The organism is Blastomonas aquatica (assembly GCF_014639875.1).
In the GTDB taxonomy this organism is placed as follows: Bacteria; Pseudomonadota; Alphaproteobacteria; order Sphingomonadales; family Sphingomonadaceae; genus Blastomonas; species Blastomonas aquatica.
Map to the genome: position 1 here is coordinate 198,743 of NZ_BMGD01000002.1, position 17,078 is coordinate 215,820.

22 protein-coding genes and 1 other RNA gene are annotated in these 17,078 nt (G+C 62.8%); 9 read left to right on the forward strand and 14 right to left on the reverse strand.

Annotated features, from left to right (window positions below; genetic code table 11):
- The first annotated feature begins 8 nt into the window (after positions 1-8).
- From IEW00_RS04930 to grxD, 4 genes are all read left to right on the forward strand, one after another.
- Positions 9-1,004: an NADPH:quinone oxidoreductase family protein gene (locus IEW00_RS04930; RefSeq protein WP_188513281.1), complete on the forward strand. Its 996-nt coding sequence runs from the start codon at positions 9-11 to the stop codon at positions 1,002-1,004.
- Positions 1,005-1,097: 93 nt separating this feature from the next.
- Positions 1,098-1,424, forward strand: coding sequence for a DUF1476 domain-containing protein (locus IEW00_RS04935; protein ID WP_188513282.1), 327 nt, complete (start codon positions 1,098-1,100; stop codon positions 1,422-1,424).
- 3 nt (positions 1,425-1,427) lie between these two features.
- The gene (locus IEW00_RS04940) at positions 1,428-1,661 is read left to right on the forward strand and encodes a BolA/IbaG family iron-sulfur metabolism protein (RefSeq protein ID WP_188513283.1); all 234 of its coding nucleotides are present in this window, start codon (positions 1,428-1,430) and stop codon (positions 1,659-1,661) included.
- Positions 1,662-1,695: 34 nt separating this feature from the next.
- Complete coding sequence (gene grxD / locus IEW00_RS04945) at positions 1,696-2,028, forward strand: Grx4 family monothiol glutaredoxin (RefSeq protein WP_188513284.1); 333 nt, start codon at positions 1,696-1,698, stop codon at positions 2,026-2,028.
- A 110-nt stretch (positions 2,029-2,138) separates the two neighbouring features.
- On the opposite strand, the gene rarD is transcribed toward grxD, so the two are convergent.
- Both rarD and IEW00_RS04955 read right to left on the reverse strand, forming a co-directional pair.
- Positions 2,139-3,041, reverse strand: coding sequence for an EamA family transporter RarD (gene rarD / locus IEW00_RS04950; protein WP_188513285.1), 903 nt, complete (start codon positions 3,039-3,041; stop codon positions 2,139-2,141).
- Between the two features lie 9 nt (positions 3,042-3,050).
- Entirely contained in the window at positions 3,051-3,272 is a 222-nt protein-coding gene (locus tag IEW00_RS04955) for a hypothetical protein (RefSeq protein WP_188513286.1), read from the reverse strand.
- A gap of 191 nt (positions 3,273-3,463) precedes the next feature.
- Here IEW00_RS04955 and IEW00_RS04960 point away from each other — a divergent pair, with 191 nt between their 5' ends.
- Positions 3,464-3,850 (forward strand): glycine zipper 2TM domain-containing protein, encoded by a 387-nt coding sequence (locus IEW00_RS04960; protein WP_188513287.1) that lies wholly within the window; start codon positions 3,464-3,466, stop codon positions 3,848-3,850.
- 70 nt (positions 3,851-3,920) lie between these two features.
- Here IEW00_RS04960 and IEW00_RS04965 read toward each other — a convergent pair whose 3' ends face one another.
- The gene (locus IEW00_RS04965) at positions 3,921-4,217 is read right to left on the reverse strand and encodes a (2Fe-2S) ferredoxin domain-containing protein (protein ID WP_188513288.1); all 297 of its coding nucleotides are present in this window, start codon (positions 4,215-4,217) and stop codon (positions 3,921-3,923) included.
- Positions 4,218-4,247: 30 nt separating this feature from the next.
- Positions 4,248-4,781, reverse strand: coding sequence for a J domain-containing protein (locus IEW00_RS04970; RefSeq protein WP_188513289.1), 534 nt, complete (start codon positions 4,779-4,781; stop codon positions 4,248-4,250).
- A gap of 202 nt (positions 4,782-4,983) precedes the next feature.
- Here IEW00_RS04970 and IEW00_RS04975 point away from each other — a divergent pair, with 202 nt between their 5' ends.
- Both IEW00_RS04975 and IEW00_RS04980 read left to right on the forward strand, forming a co-directional pair.
- The gene (locus IEW00_RS04975) at positions 4,984-5,946 is read left to right on the forward strand and encodes an acyl-CoA thioester hydrolase/BAAT C-terminal domain-containing protein (protein ID WP_188513290.1); all 963 of its coding nucleotides are present in this window, start codon (positions 4,984-4,986) and stop codon (positions 5,944-5,946) included.
- Between the two features lie 177 nt (positions 5,947-6,123).
- Positions 6,124-6,315, forward strand: coding sequence for a hypothetical protein (locus IEW00_RS04980; RefSeq protein WP_188513291.1), 192 nt, complete (start codon positions 6,124-6,126; stop codon positions 6,313-6,315).
- A gap of 34 nt (positions 6,316-6,349) precedes the next feature.
- On the opposite strand, the gene rnpB is transcribed toward IEW00_RS04980, so the two are convergent.
- From rnpB to IEW00_RS05030, 10 genes are all read right to left on the reverse strand, one after another.
- Positions 6,350-6,751, reverse strand: an RNA gene (gene rnpB, locus IEW00_RS04985) — RNase P RNA component class A.
- A gap of 37 nt (positions 6,752-6,788) precedes the next feature.
- A complete protein-coding gene (locus IEW00_RS04990; RefSeq protein ID WP_229736891.1) occupies positions 6,789-7,424 on the reverse strand; it encodes an N-acetylmuramoyl-L-alanine amidase in 636 nt (211 codons plus the stop codon).
- 67 nt (positions 7,425-7,491) lie between these two features.
- A complete protein-coding gene (locus IEW00_RS04995; protein WP_188513293.1) occupies positions 7,492-8,436 on the reverse strand; it encodes a DMT family transporter in 945 nt (314 codons plus the stop codon).
- 74 nt (positions 8,437-8,510) lie between these two features.
- Positions 8,511-9,380 (reverse strand): CheR family methyltransferase, encoded by an 870-nt coding sequence (locus IEW00_RS05000; protein ID WP_188513294.1) that lies wholly within the window; start codon positions 9,378-9,380, stop codon positions 8,511-8,513.
- Complete coding sequence (locus tag IEW00_RS05005; protein WP_188513295.1) at positions 9,377-10,471, reverse strand: chemotaxis protein CheB; 1,095 nt, start codon at positions 10,469-10,471, stop codon at positions 9,377-9,379. Before IEW00_RS05005 ends, IEW00_RS05000 begins: the two co-directional genes overlap by 4 nt.
- Positions 10,472-10,495: 24 nt before the next feature.
- Positions 10,496-10,861, reverse strand: a complete 366-nt coding sequence (locus IEW00_RS05010; RefSeq protein ID WP_188513296.1) for a response regulator — start codon at positions 10,859-10,861, stop codon at positions 10,496-10,498.
- Positions 10,862-10,972: 111 nt separating this feature from the next.
- Positions 10,973-11,407 carry a chemotaxis protein CheW gene (locus IEW00_RS05015; protein ID WP_188513297.1) on the reverse strand — a complete coding sequence of 145 codons (435 nt, stop codon included), beginning with the start codon at positions 11,405-11,407 and terminating at the stop codon, positions 10,973-10,975.
- Positions 11,404-13,785 (reverse strand): chemotaxis protein CheA, encoded by a 2,382-nt coding sequence (locus IEW00_RS05020; RefSeq protein ID WP_188513298.1) that lies wholly within the window; start codon positions 13,783-13,785, stop codon positions 11,404-11,406. Before IEW00_RS05020 ends, IEW00_RS05015 begins: the two co-directional genes overlap by 4 nt.
- An 85-nt stretch (positions 13,786-13,870) precedes the next feature.
- Positions 13,871-14,521, reverse strand: coding sequence for a histidine phosphotransferase family protein (locus IEW00_RS05025; RefSeq protein WP_188513299.1), 651 nt, complete (start codon positions 14,519-14,521; stop codon positions 13,871-13,873).
- Between the two features lie 143 nt (positions 14,522-14,664).
- The gene (locus tag IEW00_RS05030; RefSeq protein ID WP_188513847.1) at positions 14,665-15,072 is read right to left on the reverse strand and encodes a M67 family metallopeptidase; all 408 of its coding nucleotides are present in this window, start codon (positions 15,070-15,072) and stop codon (positions 14,665-14,667) included.
- Between the two features lie 16 nt (positions 15,073-15,088).
- Here IEW00_RS05030 and IEW00_RS05035 point away from each other — a divergent pair, with 16 nt between their 5' ends.
- Together IEW00_RS05035 and rpoH are read left to right on the forward strand one after the other, a co-directional pair.
- Complete coding sequence (locus tag IEW00_RS05035) at positions 15,089-16,060, forward strand: RluA family pseudouridine synthase (RefSeq protein ID WP_188513300.1); 972 nt, start codon at positions 15,089-15,091, stop codon at positions 16,058-16,060.
- A gap of 75 nt (positions 16,061-16,135) precedes the next feature.
- On the forward strand, positions 16,136-17,041 hold the full coding sequence (gene rpoH / locus IEW00_RS05040) for an RNA polymerase sigma factor RpoH (protein ID WP_188513301.1): 906 nt from the start codon (positions 16,136-16,138) through the stop codon (positions 17,039-17,041).
- Positions 17,042-17,078 lie beyond the last annotated feature (37 nt).

The following is a 17,078-nucleotide window of genomic DNA, read 5'->3' on the forward strand; positions in this document are numbered from 1 at the left end:
AGCCACATATGAAAGCCCTATTGTCGATTGCTGCCGGTGGACCCGAAACGCTTGAAATGACCGAGATCGATGCGCCAGTCGCGGGGCCGGGCGAATTGCTGGTCGCGGTCAAGGCCTGCTCGATCAACTTCCCCGACGCGCTGATCATCAAGGATATGTATCAGCTCAAGCCCCAGCGCCCGTTCGCACCTGGCAGCGAGATCGCGGGCACCGTCGAGGCGGTGGGCGAGGGCGTCACCGGCTGGTCGGTGGGGGACCGCGTGATCGCGGGTACCGGCTTTGGCGGGCTGGTCGAAAAGAAGGTCGTGCCTGCGGCAGGCTCGTACAAGCTGCCTGAGCAGTTCAGCTTCGAGCAGGGGGCGTCGTTGCTGATGACCTATGGCACCTCGATCCACGCGCTCAAGGATCGCGGCCATATCAAGCCGGGCGATACGCTGCTGGTCCTGGGTGCAGCCGGCGGTGTCGGCCTGGCTGCAGTCGAACTTGGCAAGGCCTATGGCGCACGCGTCGTCGCGGGTGTTTCGAGCGAAGCCAAGGCAGAGGCTGCACGCGCATCGGGCGCGGACGAGGTCGTGGTCTATGACCGTCAGCCTTTCGACAAGGACCAGTCCAAGGCGCTGGCCAATGCGTTCAAGGATGCGGTCGGCCCCAATGGCGCGGACATCGTCTATGACGCGGTCGGCGGTGATTACAGCGAACCTGCGGTGCGCGCGATGGCCTGGGAAGGGCGCTTCCTGGTCGTGGGCTTCCCCGCCGGGATCGCCAAGCTGCCGCTCAACCTCACCTTGCTCAAGAGTTGCGATGTATGCGGGGTGTTCTGGGGTGCATTTGCTGCCCGCGAACCCAAGCGCAACGCCGCCAACATCGCCGAACTGTTCGATCTGTGGGCGGCCGGCAAGATTTCTCCCCGCATTTCTGAAACCTTCAGCTTCGCAACCGCGCACGAGGCAATCGCACGGCTTGAAAACCGTGAGGCAATCGGCAAACTTGTCGTCACGATGTAACGCATATGCGCCCCGGTCATGCGGTTGACGCTTGCCGCTGACGCGCGCTGTGCGTATGCGCTAGGCAAACCTGCATGACCATAAGGGGCCGACATGACCACTTTCAATGACCGCGAACGCGCGTTCGAAGCCAAGTTTGCAGCGGACGAAGACCTGTTGTTCCGCATCACCGCGCGGCGCAACCGGTTGCTGGGCAATTGGGCGGCAGAGCAGATGGGCCTGACCGCTGCCGAAACCGATTCCTATGCCAAGTCGGTCGTGCAGGCCGACTTCGAGGAAGCCGGCGATGAGGACGTGATCCGCAAGCTGCTGGGTGATCTGGTCTCGGCCGGTATCGAGATCGACGAGTTGGGGGTTCGCAGCGCGCTCGAGGCCAAGATGGCCGAAGCGCGCCGCCAGTATATCGAAGAGGCGAATTGAGCCATGCCGATGGCTGCCGCCGATATCGAGGCGTTGATCAAGGCCGGGATTCCCGACGCCGAGGTGTCGATTACCGATCTGGCGGGCGATGGCGACCATTATGCTGCGCACGTGGTCGCCGAAAGCTTCCGCTTGATGAGCCGCGTCGCTCGTCAGCGCGCGGTCTATGCGGCGCTGGGTGGGCGCATGGGGGGTGAGCTGCATGCCTTGCAACTGACCACCGCACTCCCCAGCTAATTTTCATGACAGTCATTATCACGGAGCTGAACCCATGACCGAAGCCGCACACGCCCGCATCGCCGAAATCGTCCAGTCCAACGACGTCCTGCTGTTCATGAAGGGAACGCCGCTTTTTCCGCAGTGCGGCTTTTCGAGCAAGGCGATCGCGATCCTCGATCACCTTGGTGTCGACTACGAGAGCGTCGATGTGCTGCAGGACATGGAAGTCCGCCAGGGCATCAAGGAATTCTCCGACTGGCCGACCATCCCCCAGCTTTACGTCAAGGGCGAGTTCGTCGGCGGGTCGGACATCATGATGGAAATGTTCGAGGCCGGTGAGCTTCAGGCGATGATGCAGGAAAAGGGCCTCGTCGCGGCGGATTGATATTCCGTTCTTCGTTTTCCGGCGAAAGCCGGAATCCAGAGCGGCTGAAGTACAAAATCGCCTCTGGATTCCGGCCTTCGCCGGAAAACGTTAAGGTTCGTTGGGACGAACTAAGCCGCCGCTACCCGCGGGGCGCGCGATCGTTTGATGCTGTCGAAGCAGAACATCGCCACCGCAGTCCAGATCAGTCCGAAGCAGATCGCATGCGCGCGGGTGAACGGCTCGTCATAGACGAAAACGCCCAGCATGAACTGGATCGTCGGGCCGATGAACTGAATGAAGCCCAGCGTCGACAGCGGCATCTTGCGCGCGGCGCTGGCAAACAGCAGCAGCGGGATGGTGGTGATCGCGCCGCCTGCGATCAAAAAGATATCGGTATAGGTAGAATAGCCGAACCCCGGCGTCGGGTCATAATATGCCGCCCACAAGGCATAGGCCAACGCAAAGGGCAGCAGCAGCGTCGTTTCGCAGGCCAGGCCCGGAAGCGAGCCCACTGGGGCCATCTTGCGGACCATGCCGTACAGCCCGAAGCTGATACCAAGTGCCAGGCTGATCCAGATAGATGCCAGCGATTCGCTCGCCAGGACCATCACGCCGCACGCGGCCAAGGTGATCGCGATGATCTGGATGCGGTTCATGCGTTCCTTGAAGAACAATACGCCCAGCGCAACGTTGATCAGCGGGTTTATGTAATAGCCGAGGCTTCCGGCGAGGATCTGGTTGTTGGTGATCGCCCAGATATAGACCAGCCAGTTCACTGCGATGAACGTTGTGCTCATCACCATGAACCGGCGGGTGCGGCTGTCGGCTAGCGCGGCGCGGAATTCGCCAAGTCGGCTGCGCATCCACAGGATCGCGACGATCAGCACTACCGACCACATCACGCGATGTGCGACGATCTCCACCGGGGACACACCCTGCAGCTGTTTGAAGAACAGCGGCATGAAGCCCCAGATGGTATAGGCACCAACCGCTTCGGGAAGGCCTTTTAGTCGCTCGCTGTCACCGCTCATCGCGGCGGATTAGAAGATGCCGCCGCCCAGCGATAGCCGGATAATGCAGATCACAAGCACAATCAGGCACAGGTTGCGTCCGGTGTTGCTGCTCGACAGAAAGCCCAGCAACACGCCCAGCAGCGCAATCGGTACGATCAGCCAGTTAAGCGCGCCAAGCAGCGGCAGGAACGCGGGAATGGCGAGCAGAAGGGCGAAGATTCCAATGAGGATAGAGAGTATGTTCAGCATGTGTCTTATATGGATAAGACAGTGCAAGGTTGCAAGCTCTAAAACGGTTCGTCGTGTACAAGGCTCGGTTCGGCCAAAGAAAAGCCGGATTCACCTATGTTGTATTCTGTTCATGAAACCGGCAGCGGGGATGAATGTTGTTAGGATTGAGCCGGGACGAACCGCCCGGAGCATTCAGTGGAGATGACATCATGTTGAACCTTGCTCTCGCCAGCGCAGCCGCCTTTCTGAGCCCGGCGCCCGCACCCGCCACCACGCTGGCGTTCCCGACGAGCTTCCACACTCAGGAAGCGGCTGATTTCCAGCGTCGTGACGAGCGCCGCGCCTACAATCAGGGTCGTCGCGACGCCCGCCGGAATGCGCGCTATGAAGGCCGCTACTGGCGCGGAAACGATGGCCGTTATCGCTGCCAGCGCAGCAACGGCACCACCGGGCTTCTGGTTGGCGCAGGTGTCGGCGCGTTGATCGGCGATCAGGTCGCCGGTCGCGGTGACAAGACGCTGGGCGCCGTCGTCGGTGGCCTGGGCGGCGCAGCCGCTGGCCGCGCCATCGATCGCAGCCGGGTCAGCTGCCGCTAAGCTGTAACCCCCAACCCACACGAAAGGGCCTCTTCCGGGAACGGAAGGGGCCTTTTTCGTGCTTGGACGTTCAGGTGGCGAGTTCCTCGGCCAGCCGGTCGATATCGGCGTCCTCGCGCACGATCCGCCAGCTGTCGGGATGGCGGGTATCGATCAGCACCACGCCTTTTTTCGGGCAGATGTCGACGCAGGGGACCTCAAGCACCCCCAATCGCGCCTTGCGGCCCTTGCCGCCGGGCAAGCGTCGCTTGAGCGCCTTGGAGAGCGATGGGGTGCCTTCTGGGCCGAAGCTGGCCTTGGCGCGCTTTTGGCATTTCTTGCATACCAGGATGGCGTGCGACCAGTTGGCGCTGATTTCGGTTTTCATGGGTGGTGAGATAGGGGCGGGAAGGCGCGATTACACGCCCTTCCAGGTCTTTCTTTCCTCGGCGGTCCGCAGCACGGCATAGGCCGCCTGGATCGCCTGGAACCGCAAAGCGGCGTCCTTGTCGTTCTGGTTGGTATCGGGATGGTTGGCCTTGGCGAGGCGGCGATAGGCTTTTTTGATCTCATCAAACTCGACATGGGCATCGCATTCGAGCACATCGAGCGCGCGCATCTCGTCGCGGCTGCGCGATCCATCGCCCGATCCGGTCCAGCCATGGAACGCCGATTCGCGATAGCCCGAAGAATCGCGCTGCTCTTCCGCCGCGCGCGCGGCGGCCTCTTCCTTGTCGAGCCCTGCGAAATAGTCCCAGCCCTGATTGTATTCGGCCGCGTGCTTCTCACAGAAATACCAGCGGTCGGGGCTGTTGGGAGATTTGGGCGCAGGGCAGTTGCCCGCCTCGCCGCAATTGTGCCGGTCACACATCCGCACCGTCTGCGCATCACGCGACGACCCATAGCCCCGCCAGCGTGGGAAACCCCAATCGGAAGATCGTTTACCTGCCATCGGGTGGCATTTAGCTATGATGCGGGTGCAGGGCTAGCCCCTGCTGTGGATCGAGCGTGCCGGACCACTGATCGGGACGAGGAAATCGCAAGCGATCGGCGAGCGCGATCCGACCGCCGCTTTCCCCGGCCGGATAACGAATGCCGACGCTTATCGACTACAGCTGTAGACTGGTCGAAAGCCGGTTCAGCCTTGCGTGCGGATGGACTTGTCTGCTCGAACTTTGAGGAGGCTGATTGTGCGCATACGCCCGATGGTCATGTTGCTTTTTGCAGCCTGGTTTTTAGACGCGCCAGCGTACGCCAAGGACGCGCCTCTGATCGAGGAAATCACGGTCGATCGGGCAGGGATCGCCGCTCGGCTTTATCTGCCGTCGGCCGATGACACAAACGGCGCGGTGGTCCTGATGCTCGGCGGTTCGGATGGGGGCTATCCATCACCAAGGGCGGCGCTCGATCTGGCGCGTTCAGGGCATCCCGTCCTGGCTCTTGCGTACTTCAGTGGATTTTCTGCCAAGATTGATGGCGTGCCCGAACGGCTCGAAACCATCCCCCTCGAATATAGCTACGGTGCGCTCGAGTGGATCAGGCGCCGGTTCGGTGCGAACCGGACAATCGCCGTCATGGGTGAGTCGCGTGGAGCAGAGCTTGCGCTTCTGATTGGCAGTCGACGCGCGGATGTTGACGCAATCGTCGCGTTTTCGCCCTCGTCGCTTGTATGGCCAGCCGTGGGTGACAGAACGGGAAAAATTGCGGCCTGGACCGAGGCAGGCTTACCTGTGCCGTTCGTGGATATTCCGGTCAGCGATCCTTTGCATCAGTTCCGCGATGGCCTGAATGATGAAGTGCGCGCGCGCACGTCCGCGATCCCCGTCGAACAGTCCAAAGCCGCAATCTTGCTGGTTTCAAGTCGCAGTGATCGAATCTGGCCAGCCTCGCAGATGGCCGATCAGATCTCGGCGCGCCTCGTGTCGGCAGGTTTCGGTCCATCGGTGCGGAACCTGCAATATGACGACGCAAGCCATTTGCTGATGGGACCGGGGCCCGGCGTTGTGAGTTTCACGCAAGGGACATTCTCTGTCCACTTCGGCGGCAGCGAAGCAGGGACGCTCAAGGCGAGGGAAGCCGCTTGGAAGGAGACCAAGATATTCCTGGCCGGGCTTTGAGCGTTGGTGGTGCAGCTCAGTAGAGCACTTTGTCCGTACAGATGACGCATCTGCGCTCGCTTCATCGACGGCAAATGTCGTTGGTCGAACGCTAAGGGTCTTGAAAGCATTGTGCGGCTAACTATCTCGCAGCTGCAACATAGATTGCAAATAAAGACGTGTTTTGGGATGTACCGCATGAGCCGCCAGTTGATGTTCTCCGCCATGCTCTCCATCGCCATGATGGCGACATTTGCGCTCGGTTCGCAGGCGTATGCCGGTGATGACGCAGCGCAGGATTTTGCCGAGTGCACGCTGGACCAGATCGAGCAGTCGCCTGCTGCGGGCGAGCGTTTCGTGCCGTCGCACATGGTACTCGCCTCGCTCTAAGCGATGCCGACGATCGCAGATTTCCCAAGATAAAATTGCCAGAGGGTCTGTAAGCCGGGTTCTGTCCTGACCGTTGCCGGTCATGGGCAGCCATTCCTCTAGGCGGGGCATTGCTGCACCGCTCAAGCAACCAACCCGGGCGGCTCGGGGCCGAAACACCCCTGGGACGCGCCTCTGCAAGCAGAAACCGTATCACCATGTCCGCCCCTATTCGGTCTTGCTCCGGATGGGGTTTACCGTGCCGCGAACCATTGCTGGCCGCGCGGTGCGCTCTTACCGCACCCTTTCAATGTTACCTGGCCGAAGCCTTTGGCAACCTGCTTTCTGTTGCACTGTCCCTGGGGTCGCCCCCGCCGGGCGTTACCCGGCATCCTTGTTTCGTGGAGCCCGGACTTTCCTCGCGTCATTGCTGACCCGCGGCTGCCCGACCCTCTGGCAAGCGGTGCCCTAGCGGTGAACCGCACCGAACGCAATCAGCGGTAACGCCCCGCGTCGCGGTCGAGCAGCAGCGAGAACAGCAGCGCGCGGCATTCGCCGTCGATCTGGCCGTCGATGGTGCCCGGGCGCCAGCGCCGCTGGAAGGCTGTCGTCGCCGCGCGCCCGTCGCCGATGTCATAGCCGAAGCGCTCGAGTGCGAGCAGAAACGCGCCATCGCTCCAGTACGGATCGATCAGGCGTCCCTGCGGGATCGGCAATGCCAGCCGCACCCGCGCCAGCCGCTGCCAGTCGAACAGTTCGCCGGGGTCCTGCTTGCGCGCAGGGGCGACATCGCTGTGTCCCACGACGTTGGCGCGCGGAATGCCGTGGCGATCGACGATGTCCGCCACCAGCGGGATCAGCGCCGACATCTGTTCCTCGGGGAAGGGGCGATAGCCGAATTCGTGCCCGGGATTGACGATCTCGATGCCGATGCTGGCGCTGTTGACGTCGGTGATACCGCGCCAGTGCGCGCGGCCGGCATGCCAGGCGCGGTCGGCTTCATCGACCATGCGGATGATCTGGCCGTCCTCGGTGACGACATAATGCGCCGAGACCTTCGATTCCGGATTGGCGAGCCAGTCGATCGCCGATGGCGCATCCTGCATGCCGGTATAGTGCAGCACCAGCATGTTGATGGGCAGCGAACGTTCGTCAAAGTTCGGTGACGGCGTGTCGATCAAGATCCAGTTCCTTGCCTCAAGATCTGGTCCCTTCCTTCAGCAGCCGTGCCTCGGCCAGCATCCGCGATCTTTGCGCGTTGCGGATCGCCACGATAGAGACGCCAAGCAGCGCGATCAATCCACCTGCGATCATCATCGGGGTGAGCGGCGTACCGAACCACCAGGTGGCAAAGGCAACCGAGATCACCGGGGTGGGGATGGTCAGCGGACTGACCGTCGAGACGCTGTGCCGCTGCAGCAGCCACACCATCGCGCCGTGGCCGCCGATGCTCGATCCGATCGCGGCATAAGCGGTCCAGGCATAGGTTTCCATCGACAGGTATGGCAGCAGCGCCATGCCGTTGGGCTCGAGCAATACCGCGAAGGGCAGGATCACCAGCGATCCGATCAGCCCCAGCCAGCCGCTGATGTTGAGCACGCCGATACCGCTCAGATTGCGCTGGATCAGCGTCGCAATCGCCCAGATCAGCGATCCGCAGGCTGAAATCGCGATGGCGGGCATTTCGCCTGCCACCTTGGGATCGAACACCAGCAGCACGACACCGAACAACGCCAGCACGATCCCGATCAGACGCGGAATCCCGATCTTTTCCTTGAGGAAGATCACGGCAAGGATCAGCGAGAAGGGCACGCCCAGTTGCCCTGCGATCGCCAGCGCGCTGACATTGGTGCTGACCTTGAGTGACAGCCCTACCGCAACATAGAACAATCCACCGCTGAGCACGCCCAGCACCCCGATCAGCCGCATCCGGCCCGGCACGATGCGCAGGAAAGGCAGGCAGACCACCGCGACGATCGCCTGGCGCAAGAACGCGCCGGGGAGCGCGCCAGCGGCATCGACCGCAGACTTCATCGCAATGATGTTGAACCCCCACAGCAGCATCATCGCGATCGCGACCGCCCAGTCGAGACGGCCAAAGCCCCGTTCGGGCAGATCAGGCGCGGGCGATTCGTGCGTCATGCGCGGTGGCATAGGGCAATTGCCTCGCCAGAACAGCCTTTATGCTGCGTTTGCGAAGGGATAGCGGCAAAAAGTCAGAGCAACGGCGGCGGGATGATCGACTGGCCGGTGCGTCCGGCGACCGCCTTGCAATACAGCCCGCGCATTTCGCGCGTGGCCGAAAACAGATCGGTATGTCCCATCACAGTTTCGGCTGCGCCCAGCATCAGCATCCCGTCATTGGCGAGCGATCGCTCGAGCTTGGAGTACGCGATGTGGCGGGTTTCGGGGGCAAAATACATCAGCACGTTGCGGCACAGGATGATGTCGAACTGGCCCAGATCAGCGCGCGGCTTGAGCAGATTGTCTTCCTGAAAATGGACCATCGCCTGCAGCCGGGGATCGACAACCCAATCCTCGCCGACCTGCGCAAAATAGCGCAGCATGAAATCGACCGACAGTCCGCGCTGGATCTCGAACTGGCTGTAGCGCCCGGTTTTGGCGCGCGCGATGACCGATGGTGAGATATCCGTGCCGACGATCTCGATCTTCCAGTCGAGCCACTTGTCGCGCTCGGAATCGAACAGCATCGCCACAGAATAGGCTTCCTGGCCGGTCGAACTGCCCGCGCACCAGACGCGAAGCGCCTTGCGCTGCGCGCGCCGTTCACGAAGCACGGGAAACGCCTCGGCGCGCAACCCGGCGAACATCGCGGTATCGCGGAAAAAGAAGCTCTCGTTGTTGAGCATCGCATCAAGCGATTCCTGGAGCAGCTTCTCGTTTTCGGGATCGGAGAGCACTGCGACCAGTGCATCGAGATCAGGGATCCCTTGCGTCTTCAGAATCGGTGCAAGCGCGGTCTGGATACGCCAATAGCGGCTGGGCGCGATCTGCTGCCCGGTGCGGGCTTCAAGCAATCCAGCAAGAATGCGCGTGGCGCTGGCGGCGGGTTGGGAATGAATCATATAGGCTCCAGCCAGCAATCGGCAATGAACCGGGCGATGCCGGCCGGGGGAAGGATGACGCTGGCCAGGCCTGCGCGGGCAACCGCTCCGGGCATGCCCCACACGGTGCTGGTCTGCGGATCCTGAACATAGATCGGTGCGCCTTCTTCGGCGAGCAACTGCGCGCCCGCCAGGCCATCGGAGCCCATGCCGCTGAGCATCACGCCCGCGCCCGAAGCTCCGAAGCAGCGGGCGACAGCGGTGAGCATCGGATCGACCGAGGGTTTGTAGACGGTACCCGGCCAGTCGCCGATCAGTTCGATGCGGGTGACATCACCGCTGCGCTGCAGCCCCAGATGCGCATCGCCCGGTGCACAATAGATGTGCCCGCGCTGCAGCACCGCACCGTCCTTGGCCAGATGCACCGGACGCAGCCCCAGATCGCCGATATGGCGGACGAGGAAGGGAACAAAGTCGGTTGGCAGATGCTGGGTGATCAGGATCGGCGCATCGATCAGCGGATCGAGGTGGCCCAGAAGCTCGTGGATCGCGCTGATCCCGCCGGTCGACGATCCGATCGCGATGCATTCCAGCGTGCTGTGGGTAAGGACCGGGCGGGCGAGCATTGGCGGCATCGCCTGGCGCGAAAACCGCGCGGCATCGCCCAGCACACGCAGTTTGTGGTGCAACGCATCGGTGAAGCTCTGCGGATAGCATTGCCGGTCGGGCTTGGACAAGGTGTCGCTTGCCCCCAGCGCCAGGGCCTTCAAGGTGGTGGGCGCACCTTCGTGGCAGTACGAGGACAGCACGAGGATGCGCGCCTTGTTGCTCGCCGCGATCAGATCAGGAAGCGCATCGAGCCCCGAGCGGCGCGGCATCTCGATATCAAGCAGGATAATATCTGCGGCGTTGACGCCGAGAAAGTCGAGCGCGGCCTGGGCTGATGGCAGGCTGGCGCACACCGAAAAGCCCGGTGCCTGCTCGACGATCCGCTGGATGATCGAGCGCATCACCAGGCTGTCGTCGACGATCAGCACCCGGCTGACCTGCCCTCCATCGAGCACGCCGGGCGAAGCGCGCCGCGCAGCCGCCACTGGCTCAAGGCCGCTCATCTGTCGTTGTTCTCCCGCGCGCTCTCAGGCGCAGCCGACGATCTGGAGCTTGCTGTGCAGCGTCTCGCGGTCGAAGGGCTTCATCACATATTCGTCGGCCCCCGCCTCGATCGCTGCCTGAATGTGCCCGCGACCGTTTTCGGTGGTGCAGAACACGACCTTCGGCTTGCTGCCGCCTTCGACGGTGCGCAGCGCGCACAGAAACTCCATGCCGCTCATCACCGGCATGTTCCAGTCGAGCAGAACCACATCGGGCATCGCGCGACTGCACTGGTCCAGCGCCTCGCTGCCATCGGCAGCTTCGGACACGTTGAAGTCGAGAGTTTCCAGAATGTGCCGTGCGACTTTCCGGATGACCTTGCTATCATCGACTACCAGACAGGTTTTCATAAATGCGCCCTCCTCGCGGCAAGCTTGCCACGGTTCAATATTAGGCGTGATTGGTAATCAGGGTGTTAATAGCCTTGGATCGCGGGATCGGTTCACCGCAAAACACCGCGATCAAGCGGCGCGGCGCAGCGCCGGATTGACCATGTAATCGGGGTCGATCAGCAGGTAGGTCGCACCGTCGATATCGAGCAGCGCACGGCCGATGTCGCTCCATCCAGCCGGCAGTTGCCCAGGCAACGGAGTGGGGACGATACCGGTCTGCACCACATCGATGACCGCATCGACCAGCAGGCCATAATGGCATCCGCCGATGTTGACGACGATCGCAGGCTGGCCCGGGGTCAGTTCGGCAGGCTCGCCGCTGACGAAGAACTGGCAGTCGATCAGCGTCAGCACCCGGCTGCGCAGGGCAAACAGCCCCGCGATGAAGGGTGCGGCCGATGGCACGGGCACCGATTCGCGGACTTTGACCACACTGTCGATCTGTTCAGCAGGGATGGCGACTTTCTCGCCGGCGATGACGGCGATCAGGTAAAGCTCTTTCATGTGCCGCTGGCTCCCGTGCGCCCGTTGATGAGGCGGCCCAGCAGGGCGGCCCGGTCATAGCGATAGATGGTGTCGGCATCCTGGCCGCCGCTCGAAAGCGTATCGCGCAGACGGATGATCTCGCCGCGTAGGCTGGGAGGCGTATCGGCGGCGTCGCCGACGATGATGCTGATCGCCGCATCGATATCCTGGCCGCCATGGGTTCCGGCGAACACCGGACGGTAGCCTGCAGCCGATACAAGAGGCGCCAGGATGTTGCGGGTCCACGGATCGTCGGTGCCGATCAGGCAACAGGCAGGGCGCTCTGCGGACGGCGCAGGGCCGATCATGTGGCTGAACACCCAGTGCGGATCGATCACCTCGATCTGTTCGTCGTCCAGCAGCGCGATTCCTCCGACTAGCCCGGGTTGGCTCGCCGGTTCGACCTTGGCGGGAAGCCGGACGATGTCGATCACGTCGTCGACGGCATACAGCACATGGCGTGTGCCATCGCTCAGGTGCAGCAGCTTGGCGTGGCCCGATTGCGGAAGCTGGTCGAGCCCGAACACCGGGCGGCTCTCGCCATCGATGCTCAGCCTGACCTGACCGCCAGCGAGCGCCAGCCGTACAGCTTCGACATCCTCGACCCGCTCGACCGCGGTCAGCGTTATCAGCCGCAACATGCCTGCGGCCTCGCGGAACATCAGCGCAGATCCGCCATCGATTTCGGCAGCGTCCGGCCCGTCGCCCTGCATTGCTTCTTCGACGCGGGCGAATTCGTTGAGTTGCGCGCGGTTGGCAAGGCCCAAAGGATCGAGCAGCAGCATCGGGCGTCCGTTGTCGGGCAGCGTGGTGCCGGCATAAAGGCCATCGGCCATGATCACCGGTGCGCCCGGGCGAACGACCAGCTCTTCATGATCGATCACCGCCTCGACCGCGAGCGCATAGCGCAGCTCGGACGAGGCGTTGACGGTGATGATCGTGCGGTGACGCGCCGCAGGCTCCGCCGTGGGTTCGAGCCCCAGCAGCGTTTCGAGCGCGACATGCGGCAGGCACTCGCCGCGGATATAGGCAAGGTCGCGGCCGCCAACCTGCTGGATGCGCACCTGATCGTTGTTGTCGAACAGGATCTCGCGGATTGCCGAGCGCGGCATGGCAAATTCCTGGCCGCCGGCGCGCACCGTCAGGCACGGGATGATCGTCAGCGTCAGCGGCACCCGGAGGATGACGCGAAGCCCCTTGCCGGGGTGGTTTTCCAGATCGATCGATCCGCCGATCCGTTCGATGTTCGACCGGACGACATCCATGCCAACGCCACGGCCTGAAATCGCGGTGACCTGGTCCGCGGTCGACAGGCCGGGCGCGAAGATCAGTTCGAGCCGGGCGCGTTCGGATAGCGCGTGGATCTCGGATGCGGTGCGGACCTTGGCAGCCTGTGCGCGCGCCACGAGCTTGTCGACATCGATGCCGCGGCCATCATCGGCGATTTCGATCAGGATCTGGTTGCCCGATTGGCGCGCGGAAATGCTCAACCGTCCGGCGGATGGCTTTCCGGCCAGGCTGCGCGCGACGGGCGATTCAAGACCATGGTCGATCGCATTGCGGATGATATGGGTCAACGGATCGCGGATCATCTCGATCATCTCGCGATCAAGTTCGACATCGCTTCCCGAGGTGCGCAGATCGACCTGTTTGCCCAAGTCGGCGCACAGATCGCGCACCAGCCGGGGCAGGGGGGAGAAGATACGCTCGATCCGCTGCATCCGGGTCTGGCCGATGGCATCGCGCATATCGGCAATGCATGACGAGAGACGGTCGAAGGCGTTTTCGAGAACCGGGCCGTTTTGGTCGTCGCGCAGGCAGCGCGCCACCTCGTTGCGCGCCAGCACCATGTCCGACACACCGTTCATCAGATGATCGATCAGGTCGAGCGGTACACGGATCGAGCGGATCGCGGCCTGGCGACGTGCGGCAGAGCCGGTGTCGTTGGCAGGGTTGGTTGCGACATGCGCAGCAGGTCCCGCGGTGTTTGCCCTGCGGTCGAGCGCGGCGATCAGATCGGCATCCGATCCATCGGGAAGCGGTTCACCCGATTCCATCACCACGATCAACTCGCCGATCCGGTCGATGATGCCGAGCACGGCATCGACCAGCGCGGCAGATGCCTCGCGCTTGCCATCGCGGACCTGGGCCAGCACGTCTTCGGCGGCGTGGCTCAGCCGCTCGAAACGTGGGAGGTTGAGGAAGCCGCAGCTGCCTTTGACGGTGTGGACAAAGCGAAAGATGTTGTCGAGCAGGGCTGTGTCGTGCGGGTTCTGTTCCCACAGCACAAGCTCGCTGGCCAGCGCGTCCAGCGTCTCACGGGTTTCAGCGATAAATTCCTGTATCAGGTCGTCCATATCCACCGTCCGCAAGCGCTTGGGCTACGGTGTGCGCTGCCTATGGTTAAGATCAGGTTGCCAAGACAAGACTTTCAGGACGGGATCAAACCCGCAGCATGGCCCCGATGACCAGCGATTCAGGCGTGGCGGCAAGCTGGATATCGCCGCCAGAGCGGCGTGCGATCTGCTGGATCATATGAGCAGGTGCGGTGCGCGGGCTCAGTGCAGCCTGGCCCGGGTCGCCCGAAAGCGCAGCTGCGACCGCCGGGTCGATCACCACCTTGGGGCCGGTTGCGTTGACCGCGATCTCGCAGGTTCCGGCATTTTCCTCGGCCGCGATGATCAGCTGTCCGCCGCGCACCAGCCCATCAAGGCCGATCAGCGCGAGGTTGAGCAAGACCTTGACCGCAGGCTTGGCGAGCAGATGGGACGTCACATGCCATTGCAGCTCGACCCGGGGCTTGTCCGCCACCAGCCCCTCGATCAGCATCCGGGGCTCGTTGACATCGACCTTGTCGCCAAACCCACCCGCAGCACCAAAGGCCAGGCGGAAGAACTTGAGCTTGTTGGCAGAGGCGCGGGCGCTGTCGGTCAGCAACTCGATGCAGCGGGCGCGCATCTCCGGATCGGTCTCGTCGGCGAGCAGCTCGAGCCCGTTGTTCATCGCCCCGATCGGGCTCAGCAGATCGTGGCACAGCCGCGAACACATCAGGCTGGCAAGGTCGATTTCAGACAGGTCTGCAGAGCTGGACATGGGCTGGGTTTGCCTTCGTGGCGATGAACAGGAAAAGGGCACGTCGACCGGCTGGCCTCGCCTATCGGATGTGGCGAAAATGTCGCACCGGTTCAAGCCTTAATGCGGCAGATCGATCGCCGCACGCCAGCCGGTGCGCCAGATCAGGTGGCCAGATGAAGCGCAACCGGATCGAACCTGTCGAGCAGCACGCCTTGGGCCACAGCGCGCCAGGCTGTGATGATGTCGCCTGCGATGATCAGCCACAGTCGGTCATCGGCAGCAGCATCGGCAGCATCGCGCGGCGAGGGTTCGGCGCGGCCGTTGGGGTGCGAATGATAATGGCCGATTAACCGGTCGCCGCCCTGTCGCATCGCCCGCTCGGCGGCGATCAGCGCTCCGGGCTCAATCTCGAACGCGCGCGATGGATCCTGCGAGACGTTTGGGGTGGGCGCGATGCGGTGCACTGCGGCGTCATCGCCGAACAGCAGTCCGCAGCACTCGTGCGGATGCGCAGCGCGCGCTGCCGCCAGCAACTGCGCATGGAGCGCGCTTGAAAGCGAAACCTGCATCGGCCACAGCATAGCGATGAACCCTGTGCAATCCAACCTGCCTGCATCCGAGCCCCTTAGCGGCACGATCCCTGAAAGCGTCGCAGGCCAGCGGCTCGATGCGGGGCTGGCGGTGATCGAGCCGACGCTGTCGCGCGAGCGGATCAAGGCGCTGATCCTGCAAGGCGCGGTGATGATCGACGGCAAGGCTGCAGCGCGTCCATCGGTCAAGCTGACGCCGGGCGAGCGCTATGCCATTGCGGTGCCAGAAGCGCTGCCGCTCGATGCGCAGACGCAGGATATCGCGCTGGCGGTCGTCTATGAGGACGCGCATCTGCTGGTGATCGACAAGCCCGCCGGGCTGGTGGTGCACCCAGCAGCGGGGCACGCCGACGGCACTTTGGTCAACGCGTTGCTGCACCATTGCGCAGGGCAATTGTCAGGGATCGGCGGGGTGGCGCGGCCGGGGATCGTTCACCGGATCGACAAGGATACCTCGGGGCTGCTGGTGGTTGCCAAGACCGATGCGGCGCATCTGGGTCTGGCTGCGCAGTTTGCCGCGCACACGATCAACCGGCGATACGTCGCGGTCGTGCAGGGGCGACCCAGCACCGCCGACGGCACAGTGACCGGCAATATCGGTCGCAGCGACCACGACCGCAAGAAGATGGCGCTGGTTGGCGAAGGGCGCGGCAAGCATGCCGTCACCCATTACACCACCGAGGAGCGCTTGAGCGGTGCGACCCGGGTCGAGTGTCGGCTGGAGACCGGGCGAACCCATCAGGTGCGGGTGCATATGGCGAGCATCGGGCATGCGCTGCTGGGCGATCCGCTTTATTCCAAGCCGCCAAAGGGGTTGCGAGACCTGCTGAAAGCCGCGGATTTCCGCCGTCAGGCATTGCACGCGCAGCGGCTGGGCTTTATACATCCGGTGACTGGATCTGAATGCGACTTTTTTAGTCCGATTCCGGCCGACATGGCGGAACTTTTGACTATAATAAGGGTTTAGGTTGCAAGTCGAAATGCGATCCCCATGATGGGTGCTCCTTCGAGGCCCGAAATCGGATCGGCAGAAAGGGAATACATGAGCGCGACCAGAAGTGTCCCGGCAACCATCCCCGCCCTTGGCGGAGAGGCTAGCCTGAACCGTTACCTCACCGAAATCCGCAAGTACCCGCTGCTCAAACCCGAGCAGGAATACATGCTGGCCAAGCGCTATCAGGAACATCAGGATTCTGAGGCGGCTGCCCAGCTCGTCACCTCGCACCTGCGTCTCGTCGCCAAGATAGCGATGGGCTATCGCGGTTATGGCCTTCCGGTGAGCGAACTGATCTCCGAAGGCAATATCGGCCTGATGCAGGGCGTGAAGAAATTCGAGCCCGATCGCGGCTTCCGCTTGGCTACCTATGCGATGTGGTGGATCAAGGCATCGATCCAGGAATACATCCTGCGCAGCTGGAGCCTCGTCAAGATGGGCACCACCGCGGCGCAGAAGAAGCTGTTCTTCAACCTTCGCCGGATGAAGAACAACCTGCGCGCGTTCGAGGACGGCGATCTGCATCCCGATGACGTGAAGACGATCGCGACCAAGCTGGGCGTGTCCGAGACCGAAGTCGTCAACATGAACCGCCGGATGGCGATGGGCGGCGATGCGTCGCTCAACGTCTCGATGCGCGAGGATGGTGACGGTCAGTGGATGGATTGGCTGACCGACGATGCGCCTTTGCAGGACGTCGCCGTCGCCGATGCGCAGGAAGCCTCGATGCGCCACGAAATGCTGGGTGAGGCGCTGCAGGCGCTGAACGAGCGCGAGCGGCATATCCTCAACGAGCGGCGTCTGGTCGATGACCCCAAGACGCTCGAGGAACTGAGCCAGGTCTACAACGTCAGCCGCGAACGCGTGCGCCAGATCGAGGTGCGCGCATTCGAAAAGCTGCAAAAGGCGATGCACCGGCTTGTCACCGACAAGCAGATGGCGCTGGTGGGCTGATACGATGATACCGGGAGCAATCGTTCCCACAGACCTT

What these genes read in the sequence shown, in the direction of transcription:
- IEW00_RS04930 (WP_188513281.1), top strand. Translation starts at nt 9, where the DNA reads ATGAAAGCCCTATTGTCGATTGCTGCCGGTGGACCCGAAACGCTTGAA.
- IEW00_RS04935 (WP_188513282.1), top strand. Translation starts at nt 1,098, where the DNA reads ATGACCACTTTCAATGACCGCGAACGCGCGTTCGAAGCCAAGTTTGCA.
- IEW00_RS04940 (WP_188513283.1), top strand. Translation starts at nt 1,428, where the DNA reads ATGCCGATGGCTGCCGCCGATATCGAGGCGTTGATCAAGGCCGGGATT.
- grxD (WP_188513284.1), top strand. Translation starts at nt 1,696, where the DNA reads ATGACCGAAGCCGCACACGCCCGCATCGCCGAAATCGTCCAGTCCAAC.
- rarD (WP_188513285.1), bottom strand. Translation starts at nt 3,041, where the DNA reads ATGAGCGGTGACAGCGAGCGACTAAAAGGCCTTCCCGAAGCGGTTGGT.
- IEW00_RS04955 (WP_188513286.1), bottom strand. Translation starts at nt 3,272, where the DNA reads ATGCTGAACATACTCTCTATCCTCATTGGAATCTTCGCCCTTCTGCTC.
- IEW00_RS04960 (WP_188513287.1), top strand. Translation starts at nt 3,464, where the DNA reads ATGTTGAACCTTGCTCTCGCCAGCGCAGCCGCCTTTCTGAGCCCGGCG.
- IEW00_RS04965 (WP_188513288.1), bottom strand. Translation starts at nt 4,217, where the DNA reads ATGAAAACCGAAATCAGCGCCAACTGGTCGCACGCCATCCTGGTATGC.
- IEW00_RS04970 (WP_188513289.1), bottom strand. Translation starts at nt 4,781, where the DNA reads ATGGCAGGTAAACGATCTTCCGATTGGGGTTTCCCACGCTGGCGGGGC.
- IEW00_RS04975 (WP_188513290.1), top strand. Translation starts at nt 4,984, where the DNA reads ATGGACTTGTCTGCTCGAACTTTGAGGAGGCTGATTGTGCGCATACGC.
- IEW00_RS04980 (WP_188513291.1), top strand. Translation starts at nt 6,124, where the DNA reads ATGAGCCGCCAGTTGATGTTCTCCGCCATGCTCTCCATCGCCATGATG.
- IEW00_RS04990 (WP_229736891.1), bottom strand. Translation starts at nt 7,424, where the DNA reads ATGCTGGTGCTGCACTATACCGGCATGCAGGATGCGCCATCGGCGATC.
- IEW00_RS04995 (WP_188513293.1), bottom strand. Translation starts at nt 8,436, where the DNA reads ATGACGCACGAATCGCCCGCGCCTGATCTGCCCGAACGGGGCTTTGGC.
- IEW00_RS05000 (WP_188513294.1), bottom strand. Translation starts at nt 9,380, where the DNA reads ATGATTCATTCCCAACCCGCCGCCAGCGCCACGCGCATTCTTGCTGGA.
- IEW00_RS05005 (WP_188513295.1), bottom strand. Translation starts at nt 10,471, where the DNA reads ATGAGCGGCCTTGAGCCAGTGGCGGCTGCGCGGCGCGCTTCGCCCGGC.
- IEW00_RS05010 (WP_188513296.1), bottom strand. Translation starts at nt 10,861, where the DNA reads ATGAAAACCTGTCTGGTAGTCGATGATAGCAAGGTCATCCGGAAAGTC.
- IEW00_RS05015 (WP_188513297.1), bottom strand. Translation starts at nt 11,407, where the DNA reads ATGAAAGAGCTTTACCTGATCGCCGTCATCGCCGGCGAGAAAGTCGCC.
- IEW00_RS05020 (WP_188513298.1), bottom strand. Translation starts at nt 13,785, where the DNA reads ATGGACGACCTGATACAGGAATTTATCGCTGAAACCCGTGAGACGCTG.
- IEW00_RS05025 (WP_188513299.1), bottom strand. Translation starts at nt 14,521, where the DNA reads ATGTCCAGCTCTGCAGACCTGTCTGAAATCGACCTTGCCAGCCTGATG.
- IEW00_RS05030 (WP_188513847.1), bottom strand. Translation starts at nt 15,072, where the DNA reads ATGCAGGTTTCGCTTTCAAGCGCGCTCCATGCGCAGTTGCTGGCGGCA.
- IEW00_RS05035 (WP_188513300.1), top strand. Translation starts at nt 15,089, where the DNA reads ATGAACCCTGTGCAATCCAACCTGCCTGCATCCGAGCCCCTTAGCGGC.
- rpoH (WP_188513301.1), top strand. Translation starts at nt 16,136, where the DNA reads ATGAGCGCGACCAGAAGTGTCCCGGCAACCATCCCCGCCCTTGGCGGA.